Origin of the sequence: Methylobacillus gramineus (assembly GCF_020532675.1) — a bacterium.
GTDB lineage: Bacteria > Pseudomonadota > Gammaproteobacteria > Burkholderiales > Methylophilaceae > Methylobacillus > Methylobacillus gramineus.
Genome location: NZ_JAJAVE010000001.1, coordinates 791057 through 804177, shown reverse-complemented (window position 1 = coordinate 804177; position 13121 = coordinate 791057). Strand labels below are relative to the sequence as shown.

The window sequence follows — 13121 nt, the reverse complement described above, 5'->3', positions numbered from 1 at the left end:
TGTTTATTCTTATTCTGCCGTTGGCAGATGGTAGCGTTGTTCTCTGTAAAGCAACGCTGGGAGCAGGGAGTTGGCCAGTGCGCGCTGTTCCATGTCCTGCGGGCCGTTGGGCACACTGGTGAATTTCTTGTTCTTGACATCCCATGTGCCGTGCGCCGGTGCTTTTTCCGGGCGCAATACCACCACTTTGTTGCCCTCCATCCAGGCGAAATTCTGCTCAAATTGCATCATCGCACGCCCAATAGGGTCACCACCTTCCCGGCTTATATCCCTGCCTGTCATTGGATGCTCAGCTTCTATGCCCATGAGTGAAAGTGCGGTTACCGGCAGGTCTATCTGGCTGGCCACGGTTTGGATTTTCCGCGGTGTAATGTCTGCCCCCAGAATTAATGCAGGAATATGAAAGTGCTCAAGTGGCACCATGTCATGTCCATGCACGCGGATGTCGTGGTCTGCCACCACGATGAACAAAGTGTCTTTCCAGTATTCGCTCTGTTGGGCCTTCTTGAAAAACTGGCCTAAGGCATAGTCTGCGTATTTGACGGCGTTATTGTCGGTGGCCTTGACCGGGTCGTGCAAGGCAATCCGCCCATCCGGGAACTCAAATGGCGCATGATTGGAAGAAGTAAATACCAGTGTGAAGAAAGGCTTGCCACTTGCATGACTGGCGCTGATCTCTTCATGCGTCTTGTTGAACAAATCCTCATCAGAGGCTCCCCAACTGCCAACAAACGCCGGATTGACATAGCTATCCTGGTCCTGCTCACGCTGGAAGCCATTTCCCATGAAAAAACCGACCATATTGTCAAAGTGCGATTCCCCACCATAGATAAATTCCGTGCTGTAGCCTTTTGCTTCCAGCAGGGATGCGATGGTGAAGAAGTTGCGCTGGGATAAAGACAGCTTGACCACGCTTTGCGCGGGTGTAGGCTGAAAGCCGGTCACAACTGCCTCAATGCCTCGTACTGAGCGAGTGCCAGTGGCATACATTTGCTCAAACCACCAACCTTGTTCTTTCAACTTCTCAAGCTCGGGAGTGACAGGCACACCACCTAATGACTGCACAAAAGTGGCGCCCAGGCTTTCCTCCAGGATGATCACCAGATTCAGAGGGCGGTCACGCTGGCGGGTAGGCTTGAGGTGGGTTAGCGTGGGCAGCGCTTCATTGGCTGCTGGGTTAAACCCGGCATCAAAACGCTGGCGGGTTTGCTGTACCAGACGGAAAATTTCCTCCTCTGGCATATTGCCGTAAATGTCGCTGGAGGTGTTTTCATGCTTGAGGCTGTAAATCGCGTGAATCAGTGACCAGGGCGAGTCCAGTATCAGGCTGTTGACCATGGAGTCGGTAGTTCTGGCAAACATGGCAGGATTGGCTGGCCTATGGCTGATAGTGCCGCGAATGACCAGTGCAGTCAGCAAGAAAATCAGTGGCCAGAGCCATAGCTTGAGCCTGGACCAACGTATTTCCTGGCTCAACCATGGCCGCATGAACCAGCCCATCACCAGTGCTGTGATGGCGGTGCCTATAACACCCGCAAACAAGTGGATCTTGAAGCCTCCCCATAGCATGGAGAGTACTTCATGCGGATACTTGAGATACTCAACAAACAGGCGGTTGGGCCTGGAGTCGTACTCGGCAATAAAGCCGGGAGTGGAAAGCTCTAATAGAATGATGGCACTCGTACACAGCACAACCCAGAAATAAGTAAACCGACGCCAGTTTTTCCAGGCGCTACCAAAAGCAAACAAAGGAGCCAGCAATACCGCTGGCAACCACATGAGGCCGATTTGTATGGTATCCACACGCAGGCCATGCAACAGCACCTCCTGCCAGCTTGCTACTGCTGTGACACGCTCCAGTTGCCAAATGACCAGGCCTGCTCGCGATAAGGTGAATATCACCAGCGCGACCAGCGTCATGACCACGAGGGGGGCGTATGGACCAAAAAGACGCGCAAAGTTCCAGGTGCTGGCGCGTAATCGAACGGCGATATTTGCTTGCTTGGCGTAGGCCATCTAGAAGAGTTCCATTCTGAGGGAGTTAGCCACGAATATTGGATTGAGTATCAAATTGCGCCAGTTCGACGCGAGGGTGTGACTGCCAGCCTGGTTTACGATGCTCTGCCACAACATTGGTAAAAATCCCGCCGCGTACATAAAACTTGGCAGTAAGCCGCATGAATCGTGGATCGGTGGCAGCTACCAAGTCATCCAGTATCTGGTTGGTCACCGCCTCATGGAAGCATCCTTCATCACGGAAAGACCACATATACAGCTTCAGGCTCTTCAATTCAACGCAGGTCTGATCAGGAATGTAGTCCAGATATAGCACGGCAAAGTCAGGCTGACCTGTTTTGGGACAGAGGCAGGTAAATTCTGGTATCTCCATATGGATATGAATATCACGGCCGGAGTTAGGGTTGGGGAAGGTTTCCAAAGCTTTGCTGGGTTGACTAGACATAAGGGCTACCGTATAAATCGGGTTCATCGAAAAAGTGTCATTATAGCCAAGACCTTCACCAATTGCGCCTTACTCATCTCAAGCTTGCCGGTTTTAAATCCTTTGTCGACCCGACTACCTTGCATATACATGGCCAGCGCGTAGGCGTGGTGGGCCCTAACGGCTGCGGCAAGTCCAATGTCATGGAATCCATTCGTTGGGTATTGGGTGAATCCAGTGCCAAGGAAATGCGCGGCGAATCCATGTCCGATGTGATTTTCAATGGTTCCGGCAATCGCAAGCTAGCCTCACGCGCCAGCGTTGAGCTGATCTTTGATAACAGCCTGGGCGGAGCCAATGGCGAATGGTCGCAATATGCAGAAATTTCGGTCAAGCGCATCATAGAGCGAGAAAAAGGCTCGAGTTATTTTATTAATAATACGGCGGTGCGCCGACGTGATGTTGCCGACTTGTTTCTGGGTACAGGGCTTGGCGGGCGTGCTTATGCCATCATTGGCCAGAATACGATTTCCCGCATTGTGGAGGCCAGGCCTGAGGAAATGCGCGTTTTCCTGGAAGAGGCCGCAGGAATTTCCAAGTACAAGGAGCGCCGGCGCGAGACAGAGTCCCGCCTGCGCGATACACGTGAAAACCTGCTCAGGGTTGAAGACATCCGCCAGGAAATGGGCAAACAGATCACCCGGCTTGAGTCGCAGGCTGCGGTGACTATTCAGTATCATGACTTACAAAGCAATCTTAAGCTTGCACAAGGCCAGCTTTGGCTGCTCAAGAAAAGGGATGCAGCCAGCCAATGGGAAAAATCCCAGGCCACGGTAAGCAGACTCAGTATCGAACTGGAAGCGCAAATGGCTGCCCTGCGCCAGAGCGAAAGCCATGTTGAACGTTTACGCTTACAACACAACGAAGCCTCTATGGCTTTGCAGTCAAGCCAGGCCATGTATTACGAAGCCAATGCCGAGGTGTCCAATCTGGAACAGCAAGTGCGGCATACCCATGAGGCTAGGGACAGACTGCAGGCACAGTTGCAGCAAATAGACGGGCAGTCGCAGAAGCTTTCCATACAAGCCCAGGAGTTCAAGCACAAACTGCAGTCTTTGCAGACTGAGCAAGAGGTAGCGAGCAGCCAAGAAATCTCGGCGACCACATCGCTGTCGGCCTTGCGACAACAATTGCCTGAGGTGGAACGTGCGTTTCAATCGGCCTTGCATATCCATTCAGTCGCTCAACGCGCCCTGAATGAGGCTGAACAGGCGATTCGCCTGGAGCAGGCCAACCTTGAACATGCCCAACGCAACCTCGCGGAGGCCAGTCAACGCTTGCAAAAACTGCAGCGGGAACAACGTGAATTGCAGGCTCCGGACGAGAGCCAACTAAGCACACTGGAAGCTGAATCCACAGCGGCGTTAGCGCTACAGCAGCGTACCGAGCAGGATTTGCAGCGCATTCGCCAGGATGAGCAGGCACTCAGCGAGTCTATACGTGCACTGCGTGAAAACCTGCTGAGTGGGGAACGCAGCCTGGCTCAGTCAGAGGCACAGATTGCCTCCTTGACCAAAATACAGCAATCACTAGGACGTGAGCAGCAGCTTGAAGGCTGGCTACGTAACGCAGGATTGCAAAACAGCCAGCGCCTGTGGCAAAAGCTCAAGATAGCACCAGGCTGGGAAACCGCCGTGGAGGCGGTGCTGGGGGCCAGGCTAAATGCCATGGTGGAAAAACCTGACGCCATCAGGCTAAGCTTGCAATCGCGCCCGCCTGCGGCCTTGGTATTTGCCTATGCGCAAGCCTCAGCGTTCCCTGCGGCCAATCCAGGGCTGCTCTCCGTTGTACAGGCGGAGGATGCAGATTTGCGTGGGGTATTGCAAGACTGGCTAAGCCATGTGCTGATTGCGGACAACCCATCCGAGCTTGAGGAAAAACGCCAGCAATTACAGCCAGGACAATGGCTGGTGACTAAGGACGGTGATATCCATACGCCGCATAGCCTGAGTATCCATGCAGGCAACTCGATGTTGCATGGTGTGCTCGAACGCCAGCGCGAGCTTGATGCACTCAAAGCCGGATTGCCCCAGCAACAGCTCGCCGTCAGCAATGCCAGAAGTGAATTGCAAGAGGCTGAAGTGCGCTTGCAGCAGGCTCGTCAGCAACAACAGCAACTACAACAGGAATTACGTCACAGCAGCCAGTCGCAACACCAACGTACTCTGGAAATCCAGCGATTGACCCAGCAACGCCAGCATATCCTGGAACGTCGTAATACCTTGCAGCTGGAGATTGATGCCCTGACAGACAAGCAGACAGCGCTTGATCTTGCCAGCAAAGAAAAGCAGGCCCAGATACACACGCTGCAATCTTCCATCAGCCAACTGCAACAAGACAGGCAGGCGAGTCAGTCCAAGCGTACTGCGGCCGAGGGCGAGCTCAGTCTTGCACGAGTGGCCCTGCAAAAAGGTGAACGTGAGGCTCAGGAAAAAGGCTTCAGCCAAAAGCTGATTACCAACAATATCAATGACATCACCAGCCGTCTTGGCGCTATGGAAGATGAAGAAAAAAGCCTGAAGTTACGCCGTCAGGAGACGGAACAGTTACTGCAGGCCGCACAGATGGAGACGCTGAAAACCAACCTTGAGCATGCGCTGAATCTTAAACAGCAGCGCGAGCAGGCGCTGGCTGGTGCACGTGATGCAATTGCCGGGACAGAAAGCGAATTACAACAGCAAGAACGGGCCCGCATGCAGCATGAGCAAGCGCTGCACCCACTGCGAGACCGCCTGGAGCAATCTCGCCTGACTGAACAGCAAGCCAGACTGTATTTTGAGCAATGCCAGCAAAACCTGGAGCAGGGCGGCTTGGACGAAGGCGCCCTGGTACAAGGATTGACGGTCAATACCAAAACTGTTGACCTGGAACGCAGGATAGCCTCCTTAAGTAGCCAGGTAGAAGTGCTTGGGCCGGTCAATCTGGCTGCCTTGCAAGAGCTTGAGGCAGAGAAGGAGCGCAAGCATTACCTGGATAGTCAATCTACAGACCTGGAACTGGCCATTACTACGCTGGAAGATGCCATACGCCGTATTGACAAGGAGACCCGCAGCCGCCTTCAGCATACATATGATGAAGCCAACCGTAATTTTGCCGAACTGTTTGCCGACTTGTTTGGAGGTGGTCAGGCCAGGCTGGAAATGCTGGGAGATGAAATCCTTGATACGGGCATGCAGGTGTTTGCACAGCCACCTGGCAAGAAGAACAGTACGATCCATTTATTGTCTGGTGGTGAAAAGGCCCTGACTGCCTTGGCACTCGTATTTGCCTTGTTCAGGCTCAATCCTGCCCCGTTCTGTCTCATGGATGAAGTGGATGCGCCGCTGGATGACAGCAATACAGAGCGTTTCTGCACACTGGTTAAAAAAATGTCAGACCGTACGCAGTTTTTATTTGTAAGCCATAATAAAATAACGATGGAAATGGCTCAGCAACTGATTGGGGTTACCATGCAGGAGTCGGGTGTCTCCCGTGTTGTGGAAGTGGATATTGATACCGCTTTGCAGATGCACAATGAGATGACTGCATGAGAAACGACTCAACAGTACCTGTAAGGTACATCCGAATAGCCCTGGAATGGATAACGCCAGGGTCAACACTCAGATCAAAAAGCGTGGAGTAACAAAAAATGACTGATCTACATTGGGCCTTAATTGCACTGGGTGCAGTGATTATTGGAGCTGTTCTCATCTTTAACTGGTGGCAGGAGCGAAAATTAAAGAAGGAAACTTCCAGCCGCTTTGACGAGCCGCGCTACGATGCCTTGATGGAAGAAGACCAGGCTGTTCGCAATGAGGAGTTCCAGATAAATACCAGCGCAATTCTCAAGGAAGAGGTTGAGCATGCCGATGAAGACGGCTGGCATCCGGCGGATCAGCATGAGCAGGACCATGCACACTACGAGATCGAGCCAGAATATGTAGTGCCGCAAGAAACGGATGCCACGGATGATGCCAGCCACTTGACAACGCGCTACGAAGAGCAGGATGCCCAGCCCCTTGAAGAGGTGTCGATACCACCATGGCAGGATGATGCTGTGGAAGATGCACCGGTTTATGCTGCTGAGACGGCACCGGATTACGAGCCCGAATACACGAACCATGCTGATGGTAATGTGGAGCCGGAATACACCGCACCTGTATCCGCGGCACCAGCACCGATCATTCCGCAGGGAGGCGTGACACTACCGCGTGAAATCAGCCAGCAGATTGACTTCAGCGCCATTCTGTATCTGGCAAAACCTGCTACAGGCAGGGCATTACGCGAATTCCTGCTATCCATTACCGATATCGACAAACCGGTCTATGCCTATGGCCTGGGCGGTGACAATCACTGGTATCTGCTCACGCGTGAGCAGGAGTCGGCGTCATTCAATAGCGCCGTGTGCAGCCTGCAGCTGGCTGATCGCTCGGGCGCTGTTTCTACCGGTGCATTGTCTCGTTTCCATATGGCAGTGGAAGAATTGGCACAGTCTTTAGGCGCTGAGATTGAGTGGCTGCATGCCGACAATCCTTTGCAGTATTCCACCGAGCTGGATCAGTTCTGTATCGAAGTGGATCAGATGGTGGGTTTCCATCTTACCCAGGGCGGTAGCGGCCCATTTACCGGTACCAAGTTCCGCGGTTTGGCCGAAGCCGGCGGATTAACCCTGGGCGCTGATGGTGGGTATCACTACGAAGTAGAGGGTGATGCGGGTGAAAGACAGGTGCTGTTTTCCGTGGTTAATCATGATAATCACCCCTTCAGCCCAGAGATGCTGCGGTCATCCGTGATCCGCGGTTTAACTTTCCAACTGGATATACCGCGCGTGAAAAGTTATGCCGAGGCGTATAACCACATGGTGTTATTGGCACGACAAATGGAACATAGCCTGGGTGCACACCTGGTGGATGATAAGCAGCGTGAGCTGGGCGACGTGCAGATCGACAAGATCCGCCAGCAGATCAAGTTGATCCATGACAAAATGCAGACGCGTGGCATTGCACCGGGTGAACCCTACGCCTTGCGCCTATTCTCCTAAATCATGAGTGGGCACGAACAACAAGGCGGCTTGTTTTCAGAAACGCCGTCAGCTGAAGCCAGCATTCAGCAGCAGATACAAGCATTGCGCGATGAAATCCGCCGCAATGATTACCAGTATTACGTGCTGGATGAACCCAGCCTGCCAGACAGCGAGTATGACCGCTTATTTCGTGAGCTTCAGGCCCTGGAAACTGCACATCCAGACCTGATTACGCCAGACTCGCCGACCCAGCGTGTCGGCGGCAGCCCATTGAAAGCCTTTGATAGCGTGACACACCGTGTTGCCATGCTTTCACTCAATAACGCGTTTGAAGATACGGAACTAGCGGCTTTTGACAAGCGTGCACGGGATACCCTGGGCGTAGCGAGCATAGAGTACGCGGTCGAACCGAAGTTTGACGGCCTGGCCATTACTCTCACCTATGAACATGGCATATTGACTCAGGGAGCAACCCGTGGCGATGGATATACGGGTGAAAATGTCACGAGTAATCTGCGTACGGTACGTTCCATCCCCACCAAGCTTGAGGTTGCCAATCCGCCAGCCTTGCTTGAAGTACGTGGTGAGGTGCTGATATTCAAGCGCGATTTTGAAAAACTCAATCAAGACCAGCAAGCCAAGAGTGAAAAGTTGTTTGCCAACCCACGCAATGCGGCGGCTGGCAGCTTGCGTCAACTTGATCCACGGATTACCGCGACCAGGCCGCTGACTTTCTTTGCCTATGGAGTTGGTGCAACTGAGGGCGTGCCGGTGTTGAGCAGTCATAGTGCTGCCATGGATTATCTGGTCAGCCTTCAATTACCGGTGTGCAAAGAACGCGCTGTGGTCCATGCCCTGGATGGCTTAATCCATTATTACCAGAGCATAGGCAGTAAACGCAATGACTTGCCCTTTGACATTGATGGTGTGGTCTATAAGGTCAACAGCATAGGCCAGCAAAATGAGCTGGGATTTGTCTCACGTGCTCCGCGCTGGGCAATTGCTCATAAGTTTCCTGCGCAGGAAGCATTAACCGAAGTATTGGCGATTGAGGTGCAGGTCGGCCGCACAGGCGCGATCACGCCAGTTGCGCGCCTCCATCCTGTGTTTGTCGGCGGCGTGACCGTGACTAATGCCACCTTGCATAATCAGGATGAGATAGACCGCAAGGATGTGCGCGTGGGAGATACAGTCAGTGTGCGCAGGGCCGGAGATGTCATCCCTGAGGTGGTGAGTGTCATCCTGGAGCGCCGCCCTGAAGGAACAAAGCCCTATCAATTGCTGGAAAGCATACAGCACGTATGCCCGATCTGTGGCTCCCATGCCATACGGCTTGAGGATGAGGCGGCTGTTCGCTGCACGGGTGGTTTGTTTTGCCCGGCCCAGCGCAAGCAGGCCATCTTGCATTTTGCCTCTCGCCGCGCAATGGATGTAGAGGGACTGGGAGAGAAACTGGTAGACCAGTTGGTGGACAATCATTTAGTACAAAACCTCGCGGATGTGTATACCAAGTTAAACCTGGAGACGCTCTCCAGCCTTGATCGTATGGCTGAAAAGTCGGCGCAGAACCTGCTGGATGCGCTACAGGTCAGCAAGCGCACAACCCTGGCGCGCTTTATCTATGCACTGGGGATTCGTAATGTCGGCGAGGCAACTGCCAAGGATCTGGAGCGCTACTTTGGCAAGCTTGATGCACTGCTGATTGCCAGTGCTGAAGATTTACAGCAGGTGCCAGACGTAGGTCCTATCGTGGCGGAGTCTATCGTTGAATTTTTTCTGGAAAGCCATAACCAGGAGGTGATCGCGGCCTTGATTGCCGCAGGAATACACTGGGAAGAAACCTCAGGCAAGCAAACCGCTAGCGGAGCTTTAACCGGCAAAACCTTGGTCTTGACCGGTACGCTGCCCACGATGTCTCGCGAGCATGCCAAGGAGATGATAGAGCAGGCTGGTGGCAAAGTGAGTGGCAGCGTGTCCAAAAAAACCCACTATGTAGTAGCGGGCGCCGAGGCTGGCAGCAAGCTGGAGAGAGCTCAGGAGCTGGGCGTGACCGTGCTTGATGAAGCTGGGCTAGTGGCGCTCTTGGCAGAATGAATAATATCGAGCTCTCCGCATTGATTGCACTTTCCCGCAAAGCGGGCGCGGCTATCATGGAGATCTACCGCAGCGATTTTTCCGTGCAGCACAAGGGCGATCAATCTCCGCTGACCGAGGCTGATCTTGCGGCCCACCGCATCATTGCAATGGGCCTGGCAGCGCTTGCTCCCGCCATTCCCCTGATTTCAGAAGAGGCGGAACTTGCGCCTTTTGCTGCCAGGCAATCCTGGAAACGGTATTGGCTGGTTGATCCCCTGGATGGGACACGGGAGTTCGTCAAACGCAATGATGAATTCACCGTCAATATCGCCCTGATCGAGCAAGGGGTTGCGACCATGGGCGTGGTCTATGCGCCGGCGCTGGATATCTGCTACTTCGCCGATAGCGAAGGTGCATGGAAACAAGAAGGTGATGCGCCTGCATCCCCCATTCAGGCACGCCCCATGAGTTTAGAGCAGATTACCCTTGCTGTTAGCCGGTCTCATATTGGCAGCAAGACACAGAACCTGATCAATAACGTCAGTCATCGCCATGGCACACCTGAGATTATCGCCATGGGCAGTTCACTCAAGATATGCCTGATCGCCGAAGGCAAGGCCGACTTGTATTTGCGCCTAGGGCTCACATCAGAGTGGGATACGGCAGCAGGCCAGTGCGTATTGGAACAGGCTGGTGGCTATTTGGTCGACAGGCACGGCCTGAGGCTGCAATACAATCTCAAAGATACCATCCTTAACCCCGAGTTCTTTGCTTGTGGCTCCACGCTGCATGACTGGAACCAATACCTGGATTGACCATGAAGAATGTAGCAGTTTCCTTGTTGCTGTGTATTTTGAGCGTGCCTGCCTGGGCGGCAGATCCAGCTGATCCTTGCTTTAAGGCCTTGAGTGATGATCAACCGGAGCAAGCGATTGTCCTGGCTGACCAGTTACTCACCAAGCAAAGGCAGCAACGCAATGTCCTGATCTGCAAGGGGAGGGCGCAGCTTAATCTTGGACAGGCTGAGGCGGCCATTGCCACTTTCAGAGAAGCAGAGCCTTTGGCCAGTAATCCACAGGAAACCATGATCAGTTTTATCTTCAAGGGAAATGCTTACAAAGCTGCAGGGAAATATGCAGAAGCCCAGGCAAGTTATGAGCAGGCATTGAAGTTGGCTAACAGCGAAAAGAGCCAGAAATTCCAGGTGATTACCCATACGCTGGCTGGAGAGGCGCTGGAGTTGGCCAAGCAACTCCCACAAGCGCTGAAGCACTACCAGGATGCGCTTGCCCTCGCAGGCAATAACAATGAGCGGGCAGAGGCCAATGCGCATATTGCAGGCGTTTATAGTACTCAGGGCAATTACAATGAAGCTATTCCCCATCAACTTAAAGCCGTCGTAATGGAATTGAGTGACGGGACGTTTGACGAGTATGCCAATGCCGCGATTGAGCTTGGACATATGTATATCCTGGCAAAAGACTACGTGAGCGCAGAGAAAAACCTGAATCGTGTCATTGAGAAATCTCGTAGTGCTGGGGATGGATATTGGGTAGCCAAGGGGTATTACATGTTGGGGCTTAGCTATATTGCTTCTTCACAGCTCGCGCAGGCCAAAACCACACTCAAACAGTCCGAGGAAATTGCCCTGGAAATAGGCGCTGAAAAGTTGGCGGCAGAAGTGAACCAGCAGCTCAAAAGCCTATCTGAGTAATAGGCGCTGATGGGGGTCGGGTAATTGACCTGACTCCAGGTCTGCGACCTTTTGCTCAAAGGACACGGACATGCTTATAGGCAAGCCATCAGACATCAACCCTTCAGATATTACACCGCAGGAGATATTTCATCGGCGCCGGGATATCATCAAAGCGGCCGGGCTGGGTGCCATCATACTAGCCAATGGAGGCTTGAACCCAGCCGCCCTTGCTGCGGAAATAGCCCACAAACCCAAAATCCCCGGCTTTCGTAAAACCACTTATGGTGACAGTGAGAAGCTGACGCCCTATGAAGATGTCACCACCTATAACAACTTCTATGAGTTTGGCACCTCCAAGGAAAATCCCGCCGCCAATTCCGCGCTATTCAATCCATCGCCCTGGAGTATTTCCATCGAAGGGGAGGTAAGCAAGCCTCGCAAAATCAGTCTGGAAGAGCTACTCAAATTAGCGCCACTGGAGGAGCGTATCTACCGTATGCGCTGCGTTGAAGGCTGGTCTATGGTCATTCCCTGGGTAGGACTGCCGTTGTCAGCCCTGATCAAGTGGGCAGAACCTCATGGCAATGCCAAGTTTATTGAATTCATTTCCATGGCAGACCCTAACACCATGCCAGGGGTACGGGCTCCCTTGCTGGATTGGCCTTATCTTGAAGGGTTACGCATAGATGAAGCCATGAATCCCCTCACCATTCTGGCGGTAGGCTTATATGGGGAACAACTGCAGAATCAGAATGGCGCACCTGTGCGCTTGGTGGTGCCTTGGAAATACGGCTTTAAGGGAGGGAAGTCTCTGGTACGCATCAGGTTTGTTGAAAAAATGCCCCAAACTACCTGGATGCGCGCAGGCCCGAAGGAATATGGATTTTATGCCAACGTGAATCCCGAAGTTGAACATCCACGCTGGTCGCAAGCCAGTGAGCGACGCATAGGTGGCGGATTATTTTCCAGGCGGGTGCCCACCCAAATGTTTAATGGCTATGCGGAGCAAGTAGGGCAGCTCTATAGCGGCATGGACCTGCGCAAGCATTTCTAGATGGCATTGAGTAAGCAAACCCAGAGCCAGATCAAGCGCAGCCTGTTTATAATTGCGCTCTTGCCTTTGATCAGGCTGATCTGGCTGGGCAGCCAGGATCAGCTGGGTGCAAACCCGGTGGAATTCATAACGCACTCAACCGGCACCTGGGCATTGGTTGCCTTGCTGTTGAGCCTGGCAGTCACTCCAATGCACAGGTTACTGGGCCTGAACTGGGTTATTCCTCTAAGACGCATGCTGGGGCTTTATATGTTTTTTTATGCCTCCCTGCATTTTTTAACCTATCTCTGGCTTGATCACTGGTTTGACTGGCCTGAAATCAGTCAGGATATCCTCAAGCACCCTTACGTGCTGGTTGGCTTCCTGGCATTTATTCTCAGCATTCCATTGGCTGTTACTTCGAATGATGGCATGGTGCGCAAACTCAAACATCGCTGGAAACAATTGCACAGGCTGGTGTATCCGATTGCCATACTCGTTGTGCTGCATTATGTATGGCTGGTCAAAAAAGATATCTCGCAGCCATTAATATATGCAGGCATTCTGACCATTCTCTTAGGATGCAGGTTGATGTATCAAAAGAGATTAAAAACATAAATTTTTTAAATTAAATAATAAATCAATAATTTAATGTTAATTATTAATGTATTTTATTAAATAAATCCGGCATTTTCATTGCGATAAGGCTTCAATTACGCGAGAATAAGCCTCCAAAAATCTTCTATCCCCACCGCCAACACTCATTGGCTGGAACATTAGGGCCCGCTCATAAGGGTCTCTTATATCAATAAAA

Annotated in this window: 9 protein-coding genes; 7 read left to right on the top strand and 2 right to left on the bottom strand. The window is 52.5% G+C overall.

The window, feature by feature from the left end; genetic code table 11:
* Positions 1-9 precede the first annotated feature (9 nt).
* Positions 10-2016, bottom strand: coding sequence for an LTA synthase family protein (locus LG201_RS03680; RefSeq protein WP_226770823.1), 2007 nt, complete (start codon positions 2014-2016; stop codon positions 10-12).
* 25 nt (positions 2017-2041) lie between these two features.
* Positions 2042-2461, bottom strand: coding sequence for a preQ(1) synthase (gene queF, locus LG201_RS03675; protein ID WP_226770822.1), 420 nt, complete (start codon positions 2459-2461; stop codon positions 2042-2044).
* A 62-nt stretch (positions 2462-2523) separates the two neighbouring features.
* Here queF and smc point away from each other — a divergent pair, with 62 nt between their 5' ends.
* From smc to LG201_RS03640, 7 genes are all read left to right on the top strand, one after another.
* Entirely contained in the window at positions 2524-6030 is a 3507-nt protein-coding gene (gene smc, locus LG201_RS03670; protein ID WP_226770821.1) for a chromosome segregation protein SMC, read from the top strand.
* A 98-nt stretch (positions 6031-6128) separates the two neighbouring features.
* Entirely contained in the window at positions 6129-7520 is a 1392-nt protein-coding gene (locus LG201_RS03665; protein ID WP_226770820.1) for a cell division protein ZipA C-terminal FtsZ-binding domain-containing protein, read from the top strand.
* A gap of 3 nt (positions 7521-7523) precedes the next feature.
* Entirely contained in the window at positions 7524-9596 is a 2073-nt protein-coding gene (ligA, locus tag LG201_RS03660; RefSeq protein ID WP_226770819.1) for an NAD-dependent DNA ligase LigA, read from the top strand.
* Positions 9593-10393: a 3'(2'),5'-bisphosphate nucleotidase CysQ gene (gene cysQ / locus LG201_RS03655; protein WP_226770818.1), complete on the top strand. Its 801-nt coding sequence runs from the start codon at positions 9593-9595 to the stop codon at positions 10391-10393. The genes ligA and cysQ overlap by 4 nt, the downstream gene beginning before the upstream one ends.
* A gap of 2 nt (positions 10394-10395) precedes the next feature.
* A complete protein-coding gene (locus tag LG201_RS03650) occupies positions 10396-11292 on the top strand; it encodes a tetratricopeptide repeat protein (RefSeq protein WP_226770817.1) in 897 nt (298 codons plus the stop codon).
* 70 nt (positions 11293-11362) lie between these two features.
* Positions 11363-12328, top strand: a complete 966-nt coding sequence (msrP, locus tag LG201_RS03645; protein WP_226770816.1) for a protein-methionine-sulfoxide reductase catalytic subunit MsrP — start codon at positions 11363-11365, stop codon at positions 12326-12328.
* The gene (locus LG201_RS03640) at positions 12329-12925 is read left to right on the top strand and encodes a protein-methionine-sulfoxide reductase heme-binding subunit MsrQ (protein WP_226770815.1); all 597 of its coding nucleotides are present in this window, start codon (positions 12329-12331) and stop codon (positions 12923-12925) included. It abuts the gene before it with no gap.
* Positions 12926-13121 lie beyond the last annotated feature (196 nt).